Origin of the sequence: Trinickia dabaoshanensis (assembly GCF_002879885.1) — a bacterium.
In the GTDB taxonomy this organism is placed as follows: domain Bacteria; phylum Pseudomonadota; class Gammaproteobacteria; order Burkholderiales; family Burkholderiaceae; genus Trinickia; species Trinickia dabaoshanensis.
Genome location: NZ_PNYA01000028.1, coordinates 1 through 16,372, shown reverse-complemented (window position 1 = coordinate 16,372; position 16,372 = coordinate 1). Strand labels below are relative to the sequence as shown.

The 16,372-nt window shown below is 63.1% G+C and carries 18 protein-coding genes, 1 pseudogene and 1 riboswitch; of the genes and pseudogenes, 11 read left to right on the top strand and 8 right to left on the bottom strand.

Going from position 1 to position 16,372, the window contains the following annotated elements; genetic code table 11:
- Nucleotides 1–83: 83 nt before the first annotated feature.
- Complete coding sequence (locus tag C0Z18_RS33290; protein ID WP_269845331.1) at nt 84–440, bottom strand: glutathione S-transferase family protein; 357 nt, start codon at nt 438–440, stop codon at nt 84–86.
- Nucleotides 441–568: 128 nt separating this feature from the next.
- Nucleotides 569–987 (bottom strand): annotated as a pseudogene (locus C0Z18_RS33655) (ATP-binding cassette domain-containing protein); the annotation flags it as partial.
- 303 nt (nt 988–1,290) lie between these two features.
- Here C0Z18_RS33655 and C0Z18_RS25350 point away from each other — a divergent pair.
- The 4 genes from C0Z18_RS25350 (at nt 1,291) to C0Z18_RS25335 (ending at nt 4,201) form a co-directional block, all read left to right on the top strand.
- A complete protein-coding gene (locus tag C0Z18_RS25350; RefSeq protein WP_199189551.1) occupies nt 1,291–2,097 on the top strand; it encodes a transporter substrate-binding domain-containing protein in 807 nt (268 codons plus the stop codon).
- Nucleotides 2,098–2,167: 70 nt separating this feature from the next.
- A complete protein-coding gene (locus C0Z18_RS25345) occupies nt 2,168–2,848 on the top strand; it encodes an amino acid ABC transporter permease (protein ID WP_102648220.1) in 681 nt (226 codons plus the stop codon).
- Nucleotides 2,845–3,495, top strand: a complete 651-nt coding sequence (locus C0Z18_RS25340) for an amino acid ABC transporter permease (protein WP_102648219.1) — start codon at nt 2,845–2,847, stop codon at nt 3,493–3,495. The genes C0Z18_RS25345 and C0Z18_RS25340 overlap by 4 nt, the downstream gene beginning before the upstream one ends.
- Complete coding sequence (locus tag C0Z18_RS25335) at nt 3,482–4,201, top strand: amino acid ABC transporter ATP-binding protein (RefSeq protein WP_102648218.1); 720 nt, start codon at nt 3,482–3,484, stop codon at nt 4,199–4,201. The genes C0Z18_RS25340 and C0Z18_RS25335 overlap by 14 nt, the downstream gene beginning before the upstream one ends.
- Nucleotides 4,202–4,210: 9 nt before the next feature.
- On the opposite strand, the gene C0Z18_RS25330 is transcribed toward C0Z18_RS25335, so the two are convergent.
- Entirely contained in the window at nt 4,211–5,974 is a 1,764-nt protein-coding gene (locus C0Z18_RS25330) for a methyl-accepting chemotaxis protein (protein ID WP_102648217.1), read from the bottom strand.
- A 308-nt stretch (nt 5,975–6,282) separates the two neighbouring features.
- Here C0Z18_RS25330 and C0Z18_RS25325 point away from each other — a divergent pair, with 308 nt between their 5' ends.
- The 4 genes from C0Z18_RS25325 (at nt 6,283) to C0Z18_RS25310 (ending at nt 9,116) form a co-directional block, all read left to right on the top strand.
- A complete protein-coding gene (locus tag C0Z18_RS25325) occupies nt 6,283–7,134 on the top strand; it encodes a formate/nitrite transporter family protein (RefSeq protein WP_102648216.1) in 852 nt (283 codons plus the stop codon).
- Between the two features lie 211 nt (nt 7,135–7,345).
- A complete protein-coding gene (locus C0Z18_RS25320; protein WP_102648215.1) occupies nt 7,346–8,041 on the top strand; it encodes a phosphatase PAP2 family protein in 696 nt (231 codons plus the stop codon).
- 106 nt (nt 8,042–8,147) lie between these two features.
- Nucleotides 8,148–8,211: riboswitch (Fluoride riboswitch) on the top strand.
- An 82-nt stretch (nt 8,212–8,293) separates the two neighbouring features.
- Nucleotides 8,294–8,680 carry a fluoride efflux transporter CrcB gene (gene crcB, locus C0Z18_RS25315; RefSeq protein WP_102648214.1) on the top strand — a complete coding sequence of 129 codons (387 nt, stop codon included), beginning with the start codon at nt 8,294–8,296 and terminating at the stop codon, nt 8,678–8,680.
- A gap of 103 nt (nt 8,681–8,783) precedes the next feature.
- Complete coding sequence (locus C0Z18_RS25310; protein ID WP_102648213.1) at nt 8,784–9,116, top strand: DUF190 domain-containing protein; 333 nt, start codon at nt 8,784–8,786, stop codon at nt 9,114–9,116.
- A 27-nt stretch (nt 9,117–9,143) separates the two neighbouring features.
- On the opposite strand, the gene C0Z18_RS25305 is transcribed toward C0Z18_RS25310, so the two are convergent.
- From C0Z18_RS25305 to C0Z18_RS25295, 3 genes are all read right to left on the bottom strand, one after another.
- A complete protein-coding gene (locus C0Z18_RS25305) occupies nt 9,144–9,707 on the bottom strand; it encodes a YggT family protein (protein WP_102648212.1) in 564 nt (187 codons plus the stop codon).
- Nucleotides 9,708–9,798: 91 nt separating this feature from the next.
- A complete protein-coding gene (locus C0Z18_RS25300) occupies nt 9,799–10,116 on the bottom strand; it encodes an EthD family reductase (protein WP_102648211.1) in 318 nt (105 codons plus the stop codon).
- Between the two features lie 73 nt (nt 10,117–10,189).
- On the bottom strand, nt 10,190–11,110 hold the full coding sequence (locus C0Z18_RS25295; RefSeq protein ID WP_102648210.1) for a Rossmann-like and DUF2520 domain-containing protein: 921 nt from the start codon (nt 11,108–11,110) through the stop codon (nt 10,190–10,192).
- Nucleotides 11,111–11,367: 257 nt separating this feature from the next.
- Here C0Z18_RS25295 and C0Z18_RS33280 point away from each other — a divergent pair, with 257 nt between their 5' ends.
- The gene (locus C0Z18_RS33280; RefSeq protein WP_162878086.1) at nt 11,368–11,529 is read left to right on the top strand and encodes a hypothetical protein; all 162 of its coding nucleotides are present in this window, start codon (nt 11,368–11,370) and stop codon (nt 11,527–11,529) included.
- A 294-nt stretch (nt 11,530–11,823) separates the two neighbouring features.
- Nucleotides 11,824–12,129, top strand: a complete 306-nt coding sequence (locus C0Z18_RS25290; RefSeq protein ID WP_102648209.1) for a hypothetical protein — start codon at nt 11,824–11,826, stop codon at nt 12,127–12,129.
- Nucleotides 12,130–12,162: 33 nt separating this feature from the next.
- Here the strand turns inward: C0Z18_RS25290 and C0Z18_RS25285 are convergent, their stop codons facing one another.
- Complete coding sequence (locus C0Z18_RS25285) at nt 12,163–12,828, bottom strand: LysE family translocator (RefSeq protein ID WP_102648208.1); 666 nt, start codon at nt 12,826–12,828, stop codon at nt 12,163–12,165.
- 63 nt (nt 12,829–12,891) lie between these two features.
- Entirely contained in the window at nt 12,892–14,466 is a 1,575-nt protein-coding gene (locus tag C0Z18_RS25280) for a UbiD family decarboxylase (RefSeq protein WP_102648207.1), read from the bottom strand.
- Nucleotides 14,467–15,072: 606 nt separating this feature from the next.
- Here C0Z18_RS25280 and C0Z18_RS25275 point away from each other — a divergent pair.
- The gene (locus C0Z18_RS25275) at nt 15,073–16,200 is read left to right on the top strand and encodes a transglycosylase SLT domain-containing protein (protein ID WP_102648206.1); all 1,128 of its coding nucleotides are present in this window, start codon (nt 15,073–15,075) and stop codon (nt 16,198–16,200) included.
- The last annotated feature ends 172 nt before the right edge of the window (nt 16,201–16,372 follow it).

The window sequence follows — 16,372 nt, the reverse complement described above, 5'->3', positions numbered from 1 at the left end:
AGGTCGTCGTGTTTCCAAACTTCAGCGTCACGATACCCACCACGACGAGCAGCACCCAGGCAACGCTTTGACTCATCGCCGCCTCACGCCGCCAGCTTGAGGATATGCGCATCGTGCGCTTGAAGGAACGCACGCAGACGCTCGCCGTAATCGGACACGACGGCTTGCCGGACGCTCGGTCGCTCGAAGAGTGTGGTTCTCCAAGCGCGAACGCTCGGCGTGTCTTCGAAGACGCGCGTATCGGTCAGCGCGTCGAAGACATCGAAGTAGCGGAAGATCGGCGCGAACGCCGCATCGACGAGCGTGAATGTGTCGCCTGTCAAGAACGGCCCTGCGCCGAGTTCCGCTTCAACGCGAATGAGCTGTGCGGCCAGCGCCTGGCGATGGGTTTCGTACGCGTCGGCATGAGTGGCGGTCTCGAAGCGCCAAAGTGTCGACAGGATCGACGAGGCAAACTCGATCCATCCGCGATGCCGGGCCCGCTCGAGCGGATCGCTCGGATGCAGCGCGGGCCCCGCGACGTCTTCGAGATACTCGCAGATGACCGCGCTTTCGAAGACGACCGATTCGCGACCGCCTTGAACGTGTCACGCACGATCAACGGCGCGAGCCCCTGCGAGGGCTCGTCGAGCAGTAACAGCGTAGGATTGAGCAGCAGCGCCCGGGCAATCGCCAGCATCTCCTGCCGCCGGAAAGTTGCGCGGCCTTTTGTGCGCGCCGTTCCTCGAGCCGCGGAAACATTTCATAGACGCGCGCAATGTCCCACTTCCCGGGCCGCTGCAGCGGCACTTTCAAATTCTCTTCAACCGTCAGGTTCGCGAACGTGCGCCTGCCCTCCGGCACGTAGCCGACACCGAGCGCGGCGATCCGATACGGCGGCCAAGCGCGCGTCGATTGCCCGAGCATGCGCACGTCGCCCCGCTGCGTGTGGATTTGCCCCATGAGTGCGCGCAGCGTCGTGGTTTTACCTGCGCCGTTTCGCCCGAGTTGGGCATGCGTGCCCGTGAACGGATCATTGAAGCCCGATGCGTACCGGCGTCTCGCCGCGCGCTCTGATGATGAACAGCTGGGCGAATTGCGCGACTTCGGTCGATCCGATGCGGGCCGCTATGCCCCAAAACGGGGAATATCTCGCTGCACGCCGCCTCGTCGCCGCGTTCGTTTCGAAGCGACCTTTGCGGTTCGCCTGCCGCACGTGGCTTGGCCCGGTCTTTGCTCTATTCGGCCTCGGCTCCGCTCGTGCGCGAGCATGGCGCATGCCTGCCCCAATCACTCAGTTCAGGAATCATGATGGAACATAAGCCGCAACGCACGGTTGTTCGTCGTTGGCTCGCCGCGCTCGTCGCCGTGCCCGCACTCGCTCTTTTTGGTGCGCAAGCCGCACACGCCGACGCGCTCGACGCGATCGTCAAGCGCGGCACACTGCGCGTGGCGGTGCCGGAGGATTACCCGCCATTCGGTTCGGTAGGCCCCGACATGAAACCGCAGGGCTACGATATCGACATGGCCGCGTTGCTCGCGAAATCAATGAACGTCAAGGTCGAACTCGTGCCGGTCAATAGCTCGAACCGCATTCCGTACCTTCAAACCGACAAGGTCGATCTGATCATCTCGTCGCTCGGCAAGACCCCCGATCGCGCAAAGGTCATCGATTTTTCCGCGGCGTACGCACCGTACTTCCAAGGCGTATTCGGGCCGGCCGACATCAACGTCAAGACCCCGGCCGACCTCGCCGGCAAGACGGTGGGTGCCACCCGCGGCGCGCTCGAAGAGATCGCGCTCACGAACCTGGCGCCGAAGGCAACGATCCGCCGCTTCGACGACAACAACGCCACCATCCAAGCGTTCCTTTCCGGTCAGGTCCAATTGATCGCGGCCGGCAACGTCGTCGCCGCCGCCATCATCGCCAAGCACCCGCCGCGATTGCCCGAGATGAAATTCGTGATCAAGGATTCGCCTTGCTACGTTGGGCTCGCCAAGAACGAGCCGCGATTGCTCGCAAAGGTCAACGCGACGATCGAGCAAGCGAAAACGGACGGCACGCTCCAAGCGTTCTCGAAGAAGTGGCTCGGCCAGCCGCTGCCCGCCACCTTCTGAATCGCTTGAGCATCGTGCTCGCCGCCGTGGGTGGCGAGCCCTTGTCCGGCGTGCTTCAACGGTATCGTTCATGAGTTATCAACTACAGTTCGGCGACCTGGCCGCCTATGCGCCGCTGTTCGCCAGCGGCGCGGCCGTCACGCTTGCGCTGACAGCCGCGTCGACGGTGCTGGGTGTCTGCGTCGGCGTGCTTGGCGCGGCGGCGTGCGAAAGCCGCCATGCCTTGCCGCGCAGGCTGGCCTCGGGATACGTCGAAGCTATTCGCAACACGCCGTTTCTCGTGCAGCTCTTTTTCGTTTTCTTCGGTCTGCCGGCGCTCGGTATCCATATCGGCGAATACACCGCGGCCATCGCCGCAATGACGCTCAACCTCGGCGCCTATTCGGTCGAGATCCTGCGAGCAGGCATTGGCGCGGTGCCGAAAGGGCATCACGAGGCCGCCGCTGCGCTCGCGATGTCGCGTCGCGAAACGTTCGTTCATGTCTTGCTGCCGCAGGCGTTCGCCAAGGTTTTTCCCGCGCTGGCAAGCCAGGTCGTCATCACGATGCTCGGCTCGGCCGTGGTTTCGCAAATTTCCGTCGCCGATCTGACCTACGCGGCGAGCTACGTGCAATCGCGCAACTTCCGTGCGTTCGAAACGTACTTCCTGATCGCCGGCGTCTATTTCGCGATGGCGCTCGTCCTGCGTGCCGCTCTCTACGCCGCGGGCCGCAAGCTGTTCGCTCGGAACCTGCGAGGAGGCGCCCGATGATCGAATTCACTTTCGGCCAGATACTCGAAGCGTTGCTGCTCGCCGCGCGTTGGACAGTCGTGCTCTCGCTCGTCTCGTTCGTCGCGGGCGGGACGGTCGGGCTCGCGCTGCTCGTCATGCGCGTATCGCGCTCGCGCCTTTCGCGTGCATTCGCGCGTGTCTACATCGAAGTGTTTCAGGGCACGCCGCTGCTGCTGCAGCTTTTTATCGTGTTCTTCGGACTGCCGCTCATCGGCGTCGACGTTTCGCCCTGGGTCGCCGCCACGTTGGGCCTGACCTTCTTCACGAGCGCCTATCTCGCCGAGATCTGGCGCGGCTGCGTGCAAGCCGTGCCCAAAGGGCAGTGGGAGGCCTCGGAGAGCCTTGCCATGAACTACTTCGAGCAACTACGGCACGTCATCTTGCCGCAGGCGGCGCGCATCGCCGTCGCGCCAACCGTGGGGTTCGGCGTGCAAGCGATCAAGGACACGGCACTCGTCTCGATCATCGGGTTTTCCGAACTCACGAAAGCGGGTGCCGAAATTTCGAACGCGACCTTCAAGCCGTTCCTCGTCTACGGGCTCGTCGCGCTCATCTATTTCGCGCTCTGTTATCCGCTCACGCATTACGCGCGAACGTTGCAAAGGACTTTGTATGGCCCTCGTTGAGACTTTGGGTGTCGAAAAGCAGTTCGGAACGAACCACGTGTTGAAGGGTATCGATTTTTCCGTCGAGCGCGGGCAAGTGGTTTCGATCATCGGCCGCAGCGGGTCGGGCAAAAGCACCTTCCTGCGTACCCTGAACGGACTGGAAAGCATCGATGGCGGATCGATTCAGATCGACGGCCAACACATCGACCCGCGTCATGGCGACTTGCGCGCGCTGCGTCTGAAGGTGGGCATGGTCTTCCAACAGTACAACCTCTTTCCGCATCTCACGGCCGGCGAAAACGTCGCGCTTGCGCAGACCGTCGTGAAGAAGACGCCGCGGCGCGAGGCACAGGCCCAAGCCGCAAAGATGCTCGAGCGTGTCGGACTCGGCGACAAGTTCGGCAGCTATCCCGAGCAGCTCTCCGGAGGACAGCAACAGCGCGTTGCCATCGCCCGAGCTCTCGCGATGGAGCCGACCGTGCTGCTATGCGACGAGATCACGTCGGCGCTCGATCCGGAACTCGTCGGCGAGGTGCTGGGCGTGGTGGAAAGCCTCGCGCGCGAGCATATGACGCTCATCATGGTGACGCACGAGATGCGCTTTGCGCGCGCAGTCAGCGACAAGGTGGTCTTCATGCACCAAGGCCGCGTGTGGGAAAGCGGCACGCCCGAAGCGATCTTCGATCGGCCTTCGACTGTCGAGTTGCGTCGCTTCATTCAATAGGCCACCCGGTCAAAACGTCTCCCAACTCTTGTCGTCGACACGCACCATGGAACGCTCAGGTTGCGCCGCGTGCGGCTCGACTCGAGCCGGCTGCGCCTTCGGGCGTGCCGCAACGGCACGCGCCGGGGTAGATGCCGCCGCTCGAACGGGACGGGCAGCAACCGTGGTGCGTTTCGGTGCGACCGCCACACGCCTGGGCATGGCAGCAACTTCGGGTGTTTCCGACAGCTTGAACGTCGCGACAGCCGTGCGCAATGTGCCCGCCTGGTCCTCGAGCGACTTCGCGGCAGCCGTGGCTTCTTCGACGAGCGCGGCGTTTTGCTGCGTGACCTCGTCCATTTGCGCAACGGCCTGGCCGATTTGCTCGATGCCTCGGCTTTGCTCGACCGAAGCTGCGGCGATCTCCTCGACGAGATCGGACACCTGCTTGATCGCACCTTTGACCTGATTCATCGACGAACCGACTTGCGCGGCCTGCCGCACGCTGTCCTGAATCTCTTCGACCGAACTGCCGATCAATTCCTTGATTTCCTTCGCCGCGATCGCGGAGCGCTGCGCGAGACTGCGCACTTCGCTGGCGACCACCGCGAAGCCACGGCCTTGCTCGCCCGCACGCGCCGCTTCGACGGCGGCATTCAAAGCCAGAATATTGGTTTGGAACGCGATCCCTTCGATCACGGCGGTGATTTCGGAAATCTTCGTCGAACTGCCGCTGATCTTTTCGATGGTGCCGACCATCACCTGCACGGCTTCATTGCCCTGGTTAGCAAGATCGGTCGCGTTCGTCGCAAGCGCGGTGGCTTGCCCGGCATTGTCGGCGTTCTGTTTCACCGTCTGCGTCAATTCCGTCATGCTGGCTGCCGTTTCCTCGAGCGAGGCGGCTTGCTGTTCCGTGCGGGCCGACAGATCGACGTTGCCGCTGGCGATTTCGCTCGACGCCGAAGCAACCGATTCCGCCGAACTCTTGATGCCGCGCACCGTGTCGCTCAACTTTTCATCCATCTCCTTCAACGCGCTCAGCAATTGCCCGAATTCGCCAGCCGAATCGACGACGACGCGATTCTCGAGCCGGCCGGCGGCGATATGGTGCGCCAGGGTGATCGCCTTCGCGAGCGGCTTCATGATCCATCGCTGCAGGAAAATCGAGCCGATAACCGCAAGCACGACACCGATAACGAGCAACGCTGCCGCGACGGCAAAAATCGTCCTGAACCTCGATTCGCTCTCGGCCACCGATGTCTTCGCTTGCGCGTCATTGACCGCGATGTCTTGCGAAAGCAGATCGCTCTGCGCTTTGCCGGCCTCCGCGTGTTGGTCGATTTGTGCGGCATCCGCCGTGATCTTCTGCGGATCGGCCGCCACATCGGCGGCGATCGTGTTCGACAAACTCACGAAATCGGGGAGGCTCGCGTTGATTTTGTCGGCGACCGCGCGCTCGTCGCTGGACGTGATGTCGGCGGGATAGTACTGCTTCCATCCGGCGGAGATGCTGTCCAAATCGGCGTGCACGGCATCGGCGGACGCCTTGACCTTTTGCGGATCGTCGCGGAACACCTGCATGCGGCGAAATTGCAGACGAATATCGAGCATCGCCGCGCGCATCTGCGTCAAGTGAATGATCGGCACGGTGTTGTCGTTGTAGCCGCTTTCCACGAGGCCGTTCAGTTTGGAGAGCCCCGACAGCGAGTACACGCCGATTACCACCAACAAAAGGACACACGCACCGAGGATCGCCGTAATCCGGACTCGAATGCTGCTCGCAAAGGTGACCATGGAATTTCCGCCCAAAGAGTGAGGACGGGAGGGGTGTCCTCTTGGCTGCTTATCGGCCGCAGATTATTTCGGCTTAATAAGGGTTTTCGTCACGAAAATTGAAGATCCTAATTAATTGCCGTCTTATTACGATGTCCCTACCGAAAAGCGTGCGTTAGGATCGTCCAAGTGTCCGTTCCCCCTGCGTAGGCATCGCGTTTGCACCGGCAAATCGAATTCCAGTCGTGCGCGAACCCGGCCGCCGCGGCTGCGAATGCGCCGATGCACGCATCGATCATGTCGAAACGAGGTTTAAGGGGGAAACCGTCATGTCCGAGCCGCAAGCAGGCGCTGAGTCGCCTCATCTCGATGCCAGTCAACGCGAACAAGCCGCCGACCATTCGACGCCGCATCCGCTCGTCGTCCACGAGGTGGTGCGCGAGGAGGGCGAGGCGGCGATGGGGCGCACCTTCTCCGCCCTCATGTGGTCCGCGCTCGCAGCGGGCATGTCGATGGGGTTCTCGTTTCTCGTTCAGGCGATACTCGAAAGCGCATTGCCGCAGACCCATTGGCGTCATCTGCTGACGAGCTTCGGCTACACCATCGGTTTCGTGTTCGTCATACTCGGCCGCCAGCAACTCTTTACCGAAAGCACGCTGACCGCGGTGCTGCCCGTGCTCGTGCGTCGCGACCTAAAAACCGCGGTGAAGACGCTCAGGCTCTGGGCAATCGTGCTTTTCTTCAATCTCGTCGGCACCACGATCTTTGCGAGCATGTTGCAGTTCAAGGACGTGTTCCCGGCCGATGTCACCGCGTCATTGGCGAACGTCGCGCGGGCGCCATTCGCCGCAGGTTTCGCCGTCACCGTCGAGCGTGCGGTATTCGCGGGCTGGCTCATCGCGCTCATGGTGTGGCTGTTGCCGAGTGCGCGCTCGGCGCGCCTTCTGACGATCTTGCTCGTCACCTATACCGTGGGCGTAAGCCGGCTCACGCACATCATCGCGAGTTCGGTCGAAGCCGCCTATGCGGTGATGATCGGCGCGGTGCCGGTGTCCGACTACTTCGTCGTTTTTCTGGTGCCGACGCTGATCGGTAACGTCATCGGCGGGGTGTCGCTGGTGGCGATCGTCAACCACGCTGCAATCGCGCCGGAAATCGTGGACGAGCGGCGCCGCGGTTGACAGCCGACCGGTGAGTTGCCGCTTCCGCGCGGACGCAGGCCACGGCGGCTTGGACCCAATCGGTCGGGGTTGCGCATTACCTATGACGAAACTGCGGCTGTTTTTTTAAATTTTCGTGAATATTTTTTGTGGGAGGGTGTGTGCGGCTTCCCCCACGCCGGGACGCAGCGAGGTGGGGAACGCTCGATTGAACACGGAGGAGAAGGACGTAGTGAACGGCTTCGACCATGCAATTCTGACTTTTTTGACGCAACACGCGTTTCACGCGGCTTTTATCAACCGCGCCATCCGGGCGATGACCGAGTTCTACACGATCAAAGGACTCGTGCTGATTACCGCCATCTGGTGGATATGGCTTGCCCCCGCCAAACCGGGCAGATCGAATCGCGAGATGGTGATCGCGACGATCGTGAGCGGATTGCTCGCGCTCGTGATCGGCAGGTTGATGGCGCATTATCTGCCATTCCGAATCAGACCTATCGACGACCCCAGCGTACATCTGCATTTTCCGGAAGCGACTTACACGGAGTCGACGTTGCGGTTCTGGAGTTCGTTTCCGAGCGATCACGCCATGATGTGGGGTGCGATTGCGACGGGTGTTTTTCTCGTCTACCGCTTCGTCGGGGTGTTGGCCCTGCTTTATACGGTGCTGTTTATCCTGCTGCCCCGCGTTTATCTCGGTCTCCATTACCCGACCGACGTCATCATCGGCTTGCTGCTCGGGGTCACGTTGACGTGCTTGATGACGCGCGCCGCCGTGCGAGAGCGGATAGCCGTTCCGATTCTGCGTTTGATCGAGCGGTTTCCGGCGCCGGGCTACACGTTCGCCTTTATTCTTTGCTTCGAGATGATCACCCAATTCGACGATCTCCGAGTGGCGACGGAGGCGATCAGAAAGGCGCTTTGACTTCTAAGCCCGTTCGAGCCCGTCGAGGGCGATCTTGCGCGGCTTGCCTCAAACCCCTAAAGTAGCGCGTTGTCGCGCGGGCGCGAGCGGGCCTGCTCGTTGCGCGGTGCGCACGGGAGATGGCATTCCTCCTTTAACCGCCCTTTGCGGCTGATGATGCCTACCATTCCCGAGCCGGAATCGGTAGGCGTTCTCGCTTAACGCCGCCCGGCCGGTTCGATTGAAAATACGATTCGAACCTGGACCTCCGTTGTGATCTACTCGATTCTCTCGATCTTTATCGGCGCCGGCTGCGGTGCGTTGCTGCGCTGGGCGCTGAGCCTCGGCTTGAATGCCGTCTTTCCCGCCATTCCGCTCGGCACGCTTGCAGCGAACCTGATCGGCGGTTTCTTGATCGGCATCGCCGCGGTATTTTTCAGCGTGAAGGCAGGCTTGCCGCCCGAATGGCGCCTATTCGTCATCACGGGTTTCATGGGCGGCTTGACGACGTTTTCGACGTTTTCGGCGGAAGTCGTCACCTCGCTCGCCCAGGGCCAGTTGGGCTGGGCGCTGGCCGAGGCCGGCGTGCATTTGTTCGGTTCGTTCGCGCTGACGGCGCTCGGGATGTGGATGGCGCGCGTATGGCTCATCGCCGCTTGATGCGTGCGCGCGTGGCCGTGTTTGGCGGGAACATCCCGCCGTTGTAGCCGCGCTCGACGCGAGGCACAATCGGAGCAATACCACGTTATCGCCAGGAGGCTGTATGCAAGCCGAGCAATACGTGTTGTTGCGGTTCTACCTGCACGAAAACCACCGGTTGCACGGCAAGCTGCTGTGGCAGTGGCTGCTGGGCTGCGCAAAGGAACTCGGCGTCATGGGCGGCTCGGCGTTCCGGGCCATGGCCGGCTTCGGCGCGCACCGGGTCTTGCACGAAGACCGCTTTTTCGAGTTGCAGGGGTCGTTGACGGTCGAAGTAGAGTTCGTCGCCACCGAGGCCGAGGCACGCCAACTCATCCACCTCGTTTCGCAGGAGCAGGTGCGGGCAGTCTATACGGTGATTCCGGCCACGTTCGGCGTCATCGGTTCCGACGCGTGACCGGTGCGGTGCGACAAGCGCTCGGCGCTAGATGCCGAAAAGGGTCAGCGATACGGCCATACGCGTGACGACCATCAGCAGAACCTGCACGATCACGAAGAGCAGAATCGGTGAGAGGTCGATGCCGCCGAGATTCGGGATCACGCGCCGCAGCGGATTCAGAAACGGAGCGGTGAGCTGATAGAGAATCGGCATGGCCGGCGAGTGCGGGTTCAGCCAGGACAGCAGCGCCATCAGAATCGTCAGCCAGATCACGAGATTCAGTGCCCATTTGACGAGCGTCAGCAAGGACACGACCGCGATGATCGGCGCAACCGCAAGCGGATCGACGCCCGCGATCGCCACCATCGCGACGACGTACACGATGGCCGCCAACAGCGCCGCGACCAAGCTCGCCACGTCCACGCGCCGGGCGCTGGGCAGCGCGCGTCTGAGCGGCAAGACGAGCCAATTCGTCGCCTGAAAAATGGCGTTCGACACGGGGTTGTACGGCGGCAGGCGTACGACCTGCATCCACGCGCGCAGAACGAGCGCGGCGCCGAACAACGTGAAAACGGTATTGAGCAGAAAACGGGCAATATCCCCGAACATCTTCGATCCTTTCCTTCTTTGAGTGTCCTGCTCGGCGCGCGCCGTGCAAGCGCGTGCCGTCTCAACTACGGGGTAGTGCGGCGGGCACCCGTCAAACGTTTACGATCACGTCGCTGATCAAGATCTGCGGAGTGCTGTCGGTGTAATTCGGTATGTCTGCCACGAGTTCCGCGGCTGCCGGTTCGAACACCTGCTTGAACGCGTCCACCGATTCGAACAAAAAATGGCCGGCGGCCACGAATCCCGGCGCCGAGTTCGGCTCGCCGCCGCTGATCGCCTTATCGACGGACCATCCCTTTAGCGCCGATCCGAAATGCTTGGCCGCGAGCGGCATGTGCCGGTTGCAATAGTACTCGACGTCGAAGCGGACGTTTTCCCGAAAAGGATAAAGGATGCTGACCTTGATCATTTTTGCGTTCTCGTCAGGTTGGTAGGTGGCGCCGAGGCGGTCCGCAGGGCGCCGGTCGTCACCATATCACGGCTTACGTCGCGCTTGCACTTCGCGCGAACGCGCGCGAGAGCGTCGCTTGGGTCGCCTCGGTCATAGCGTCCATCGACGGCGGTGGGCGCTCGCGACGGCCTGCGAGGGAGAGCGCCCGGCGCGTCATGAGCGCATAGAGCATCGCATGGTCGGCTCCGAGCGTTTCGAACGCGGCGAGTTGCCGTTCCAGCAAGGCGGCGTCGCCGCGCGACACCGGTCCGGCCAACGCGCCGGATAAGCCCTTCGCGCGGGCGGCCTGCACGGTGCCGGCCATCATCGGCAACAGCGCCCGCAGCGATTGTGCCTCGTCGAATCCAAGCGTGCGCCAGATCTCGACGGCCTCGGCCAGGCCCGCCAGCGCAAAGCTGGCGGCGTAATGCGCCGCGCCGTGGTACAGCATGCGTTGCGCGCCGGCGAGCGTCAGTATCTCGCAGCCGAGCGCATGCGCGAGCGCGCCGAGAAGCGCGGCCAGTTCGACATCCGCTTCCACGGTGATCGAGCAGCCGGCAATGCGTTCGAGGTCCCCATCGTCGCCGCTGAAGAGGTACAGCGGGTGGAAACCGCCGATCGAGGCGCCTTGCGCGCGCGCCGATGCCAGCACCTCGACGCCGGTCGCGCCGCTGCAATGCACGAGCGCAACGGAGTCCTGGCGATCGGCGGGGAATCGCAGACTGTTCGCGATCGTACCGATGTTGTCATCGGGAACCGCTAAAAAGACAACGTCGGCGTGGTCGACGACGGCCTGCGCGTCGCTGAAGGCGCGGCAGCGCGGAAGGGCGGCGGCCAGTTGGGCGGCGGACTCGGGTGAGCGCGAGGTGACGGCCTCGACGGCGTAGCCCGCCCGTGCGAAGCCCGCGGCCAGGCACTTGGCCAAGCGGCCCGCGCCGATGAATCCGAGTCGAGGAGTAGCTGGGAGCGGCATGGTCGAGGGGGACGAGGTGAATGAGCCTTTCGTCCGATGGTAGTGACTAGGCCGTCAGTATCGCGCATCGGTGCCCGAATGGAATGACCGGTCGGCCTATATTGCCGCGTGGCGTTCCGCAACGGGGGTTCGTGCCTATTTTCTTCGATGCGTTTCGGGCGTGGTATTGAGAGGCGCGGCTGGCGAAAGACGGCCGGCACCGGAGGTACGCGCTTCGTTCTTCGCTCTTGCGTCGCAGCCATGCATGGGAGGTCACGATGAACGTTTTTTCATACCGTAAGCATCTGCGGTTTCTCAGTCGCGCTCAACGCCGGCTCTGGTGGGATCAAAAAAAGCGGCTCACGCCGCGCGTCAAGATCGGGGAAGCGTACGTGCCTCCTAGCATCACGCGCGAATTCACCTACGTCAAAGTGGGATGAATGCCTGGGCGGCGGGCGGGGCGCCGGAAAGCGGGCTCGCCCGCCACTAATTTGTAATTAAACATTACCGACGATAGGGGACTGCGGGTCCGCTGAGCGGTAAAAATTCACCCATCGCGCTTGCCTACGCCTGGCCGGTGCCCGCCTACGCGGCTGTCCAGCCGCGCCCCCATTGCAATTTGCAACAAATGCCGAGCCCTCCGGCGCTGCTTTTTCGATACATTGAATAGGTAGATTGCAGTCGTGCCGCTTGGCGATTCGGCGAGCCGCCTGCATATTCGCCAGAGGAACAGTATGAGAAAGCTCGCTTCGTTGGTTGCCGTTGCAGCATTGAGCGCGGGGTTCGCCGCGACGGCACAGGCGCATGTATCGATCGGTGTCGGCATCGGCATTCCGGTCGCGCCTGCTTATCCCGTCTATGCCCCGCCGCCGCCCGTCTATTACGCTCCGCCGCCGCCCGTTTATTACGCTCCGCCGCCGCCGGTCTACTATGGGCCGCCTCCGGTGGTCGTCGGCGGGTATTACGGCGGGGGGTATTACGGCGGCGGATACTACCGCCATCACTATTGGCATCATCATCCGTACTATCGCGGATGGTAAGGCGCGGCTGACCGGCTGCGGATTGGCGCCCCCTTAGATCGAGGCGCGTGCCGTATGGACGATCAAGTCGCGGTAGCCGTCCACGATCACGCTGTACGACAAGTACGCGAAGAGCAGGGCGGAAACGACATGGCATCCGCGCAACAACGAGGCGCCCGCGTGTTTCCTGCCCTGGCTCGCCAGCGTGCAGATGAACACGGTCCACGCGAGTCCGCCCAGAAAGAAGCCCCCCAGAAACAGCGATGCGCTGCTCGTGCTCGTCGCACCGGCTTTGGCGATTAGCGCGCCGCCGACCGCCGCGAACCACAAGATTGCGGACGGCGACGACATCGCGAGTGCCGCACCGCGCGCGAATGCGCGCATCGGGCTCGCCTCGGGCTCATCGCCGAGGCTTTGCGTCGCCCGCGCGGGCGAGAGTGCTTCGCGCGCCATCTTCCAGGTCAAGAACAGCAGCATCGCCGCGCCGCCGATCCAGACCACCCAGCGCACCGTGTCGAATCGCAGCAGCGCCGACATACCCGCGAGCGCCAACGTGGCGTAGACCAGATCGCCGATGCACGAGCCGAGCCCGAGCCAAAACCCCGGCCGGAAGCCGTGAGAGAGGGTGCGCGAGAGAATCGCGACATTCACGATGCCGATGTCGAGGCACAACGACAGCGAAAGAAAGAATCCGTTGGACAGCAGGGAAGCCGGTTGCATGTCTAGCGCGATGCGTCAGTAGTCAGTATCGAGAATGGAATAGGAAACGGGCGCGCCGCGAATTCAGCGGCCAAGCCCCAGGCGTTCGTACAAAGCGTCGATGCGTGTCTTCACGGCGGCATCCATCGCGATGGGGCGGCCCCATTCGCGATCGGTTTCGCCCGGCCATTTGTTGGTGGCGTCGAGTCCCATCTTCGAGCCGAGGCCCGCGACGGGGGAGGCGAAATCGAGATAATCGATCGGCGTTCGGTCGACGAGTACGGTGTCGCGCGAGGGATCGACGCGCGTCGTGATCGCCCAGATGACTTCCTTCCAATCGCGCACGTCCACGTCTTCATCGACCACCACGATGAACTTCGTATACATGAATTGCCGCAAGAAGCTCCATACGCCGAACATCACGCGTTTCGCGTGCCCGGCGTAGCTCTTCTTCATCTGTACGATCGCCATCCGATAGCTGCAACCTTCGGGCGGCAAAAAGAAATCGGTGATCTCGGGAAACTGCTTTTGCAGCAGCGGCACGAACACCTCGTTCAGCGCGACGCCGAGCATGGCGGGCTCATCGGGCGGTTTGCCCGTATAGGTCGAGTGGTAGACGGCGTCGCGGCGCATGGTGATGCGCTCCACCGTGAACACGGGGAACCACTCCTGCTCGTTGTAGTAGCCGGTGTGATCGCCGTACGGTCCTTCGAGCGCGTGCTCGTAGCGCGCCGTCGCGCTTTGCGAGGGGCGCGGGGGCGCACCGGCAGGCGCCGCGGCCGGCTCGCCTTCTTGCGGGTGGAGGAATCCTTCGAGCACGATTTCAGCGCGAGCCGGCACCTGCAAGGTCTCGAGTCCCGGCGTCAGGCATCGCGCGAGTTCCGTGCGCGCGCCGCGCAGCAGCCCCGCGAACTGATATTCGGACAACGTGTCGGGCACCGGCGTGACGGCGCCGAGGATCGTCGCCGGATCGGCGCCGAGCACGACCGCGACGGGGTAGGGCTTGCCGGGATTGGCCAGCGCGAACTCCCGGAAATCGAGCGCGCCGCCGCGGTGCGCGAGCCAGCGCATGATGAGCTTGTTACGGCCGATGAGCTGCTGGCGGTAGATGCCGAGGTTCTGGCGCGGCTTGTTCGGACCGCGCGTGACCGTCAGCCCCCAGGTGACGAGCGGGCCGGCGTCGCCGGGCCAACAGGTTTGAATCGGCAGGCGGGCGAGATCGACATCGTTGCCTTCCCAAACGATTTCCTGGCAGGGCGGGGAGCTGACCGTCTTAGGCGCCATGTCCCAGACCGCCTTGGCGAGCGACAGCAGCTTGCCGGCGTCTTTGAGACCCTTCGGCGGCTCCGGCTCCTTGAGCGCGGACAGCAGCCGTCCGACATCGCGCAGCGAGCGCAGCGCCGCCCCTTCCTCGGCGGCGGCGGTTTCGTCGATCCCCATGCCGAGCGCGATCCGCCGCGTAGTGCCGAACAGATTGCCGAGCACGGGAAAGGCGTGGCCTGCCGGGGCCTCGAACAGCAGCGCGGGGCCGCCGGCGCGTAGCACGCGATCGCAAAGTTCGGTCATCTCGAGCACGGGCGAGACGCTTTCCGGCACGCGCCGCAGCTCGCCGAGCGCCTCGAGGCGGCCCATGAAGTCCCGCAAGTCCTTGTATTTCATAAGTTCGATAGTTGTGCGACGGGCGCTTCGACGACGGTCGGCGCCAAACAGGCGACGATTTTACCTGCGCGCGTCAACCGGGTTGACTGAAGGTCCACATCAAAAAACGGTGGAAACGCGCGTGGGGCATGGTTATCGGCCGTTTTCGATAGTTCCTTAATTACATTTTGTTATGGGTTTGAGTTTTTGTATCATTGACGATCTATAAAAGCCTGCTAGAATCCGTCCCACATTGGCTGCGGGGCCAAGTCGTTTTGAGTGTGTTCACTGCCCTCGATCCAGCTCACGACGCGAAGTGTCGCGTCACCGTTCGCCGCCCAGCACGGCGCTTCAACGGTCAAATTGGTCTATTAGTTGTCATTCCCGCCGGCGCATTGACGCCGGCTTTGCGTGAGAGCCACTGTGCGCGTGTCCGATGGCATGCCACCGGTCCTTTTGCTCCGATGTGGCTCTCCACACGGTTCGCTGCCGCCAAGCGCGGTAGGGTGCCGTATCCCGGCGTCGCCGTGGTCCAACCAAGGCCCGCGATGCCTTGGCTCACTCGATAGGCGCTTCGTGCGCCGGTAGTCCCCATCGAGGCCGAGCCATGCTCAATGGGAGAACTGAATGAATACTTGGTTATCGTGGCGTTCCGAAGGCAGTTTAGGCGCAGCGGTGCGAACCGCACTGCGCCGTGGGACGCGTGTCAGTCACCATCTGTTCAGCGTCGTCGGTGTGTGCGCCGTGTTGTGCGGCCTCGCGCTGTGGCTGCTGCCGACCGTGCGCGGAACGCTCGCGGCGCGCCTCATGCCGTTCATCGAAGCCGCGGTCCAGGCCGGTCCGGCGCGGCTGTTGAGCGGCCATCCGCTGCCCGGGTTCGGCCCGGCTAACCCGGAAGGCACCGACGAGACCCCGACCCTCGATACGGCCCGTTACGACGGCGCGTTCGACGGCACCGGTGGGAGCGGTTTGACGGTGGCCGCGGCTTCTGCCCCGGATCTGCGTCTGCCGGCGAGCATCACGCCGTCGAATTTGTTCTTGCTGGCAAAAATGATCTCGTCGCAGCCGGTCTCGGCCGATGCGCGCGACGATCGTGTGCTCGTATCGGCGCGCGAGCAGGCGCTCGTGACGTCGTATTTGGCGCGCCGCTATCACGTAGCGCAAGAGCCGGTCGGCGAACTCGTGAAGGCGGCCTTCGATACGGGTCGTCAAGTCGGGCTCGATCCGCTGCTGCTGCTCGCCGTGATGGCGATCGAATCGGGCTTCAATCCGTACGCGGAAAGCGGTGTCGGCGCGCAAGGACTGATGCAGGTGATGTCGAAGGTCCATTCGGACAAATTTCAGTATTTCGGCGGTACCGGCGCGGCGCTTCAGCCGCTCGCCAACATTACCGTGGGCGCAGTCGTGCTGAAGGATTGCATCGCGCGCGGCGGCTCGCTGCCCGACGGCTTGCGCTTGTACGTGGGCTCCACTTCGCCGGACGACGGCGGCTACGGCGCCAAGGTCATGGCGGAACGTGGCCGCTTGCGCGACGTCGCGCGCGGCCGTCAGGTGCCGATCAACGCGCCGCAAGCGCCGCAAAAGCAGGTGGTTGCCGCCGCTAAGCGCGTGCAGGTCGCGCTCGAAAGCAACAATCATCCGGCGACGGTACAGGCGAAGGCCAATGCGGTGAATTCGTCCGCGGCACCCACCGAGGACGACACAACCAATACCAGCGCCGCGCATCATGGAGCCGCGACCGAACTCGGCGCATGACGCACGCTCGCTCCGCAGATGTGAAAAAGGCACCCGCCCGGGTGCCTCAGACTGCTGACGAACCCCATGTTTTTCGGAGCATGGGGTTTGTTTTTTGGGCGGTAGCGCTGTGGGTACGGTGCGGTGCGATTTGGGCGAGCAAGCCCGCGAACTCGGCAATGAGCCGCTGTAG

Bases quoted from the DNA above. Each gene is read 5' to 3' on its own strand.
- C0Z18_RS25335 (WP_102648218.1), top strand. From the start codon at position 3,482: ATGGCCCTCGTTGAGACTTTGGGTGTCGAAAAGCAGTTCGGAACGAAC.
- C0Z18_RS25310 (WP_102648213.1), top strand. From the start codon at position 8,784: ATGCAAGCCGAGCAATACGTGTTGTTGCGGTTCTACCTGCACGAAAAC.
- C0Z18_RS25330 (WP_102648217.1), bottom strand. From the start codon at position 5,974: ATGGTCACCTTTGCGAGCAGCATTCGAGTCCGGATTACGGCGATCCTC.
- C0Z18_RS25275 (WP_102648206.1), top strand. From the start codon at position 15,073: ATGAATACTTGGTTATCGTGGCGTTCCGAAGGCAGTTTAGGCGCAGCG.
- C0Z18_RS25350 (WP_199189551.1), top strand. From the start codon at position 1,291: ATGGAACATAAGCCGCAACGCACGGTTGTTCGTCGTTGGCTCGCCGCG.
- C0Z18_RS25340 (WP_102648219.1), top strand. From the start codon at position 2,845: ATGATCGAATTCACTTTCGGCCAGATACTCGAAGCGTTGCTGCTCGCC.
- C0Z18_RS25305 (WP_102648212.1), bottom strand. From the start codon at position 9,707: ATGTTCGGGGATATTGCCCGTTTTCTGCTCAATACCGTTTTCACGTTG.
- C0Z18_RS25345 (WP_102648220.1), top strand. From the start codon at position 2,168: ATGAGTTATCAACTACAGTTCGGCGACCTGGCCGCCTATGCGCCGCTG.
- C0Z18_RS25295 (WP_102648210.1), bottom strand. From the start codon at position 11,110: ATGCCGCTCCCAGCTACTCCTCGACTCGGATTCATCGGCGCGGGCCGC.
- C0Z18_RS25290 (WP_102648209.1), top strand. From the start codon at position 11,824: ATGAGAAAGCTCGCTTCGTTGGTTGCCGTTGCAGCATTGAGCGCGGGG.
- C0Z18_RS33280 (WP_162878086.1), top strand. From the start codon at position 11,368: ATGAACGTTTTTTCATACCGTAAGCATCTGCGGTTTCTCAGTCGCGCT.
- C0Z18_RS25285 (WP_102648208.1), bottom strand. From the start codon at position 12,828: ATGCAACCGGCTTCCCTGCTGTCCAACGGATTCTTTCTTTCGCTGTCG.
- C0Z18_RS25325 (WP_102648216.1), top strand. From the start codon at position 6,283: ATGTCCGAGCCGCAAGCAGGCGCTGAGTCGCCTCATCTCGATGCCAGT.
- C0Z18_RS25280 (WP_102648207.1), bottom strand. From the start codon at position 14,466: ATGAAATACAAGGACTTGCGGGACTTCATGGGCCGCCTCGAGGCGCTC.
- C0Z18_RS25300 (WP_102648211.1), bottom strand. From the start codon at position 10,116: ATGATCAAGGTCAGCATCCTTTATCCTTTTCGGGAAAACGTCCGCTTC.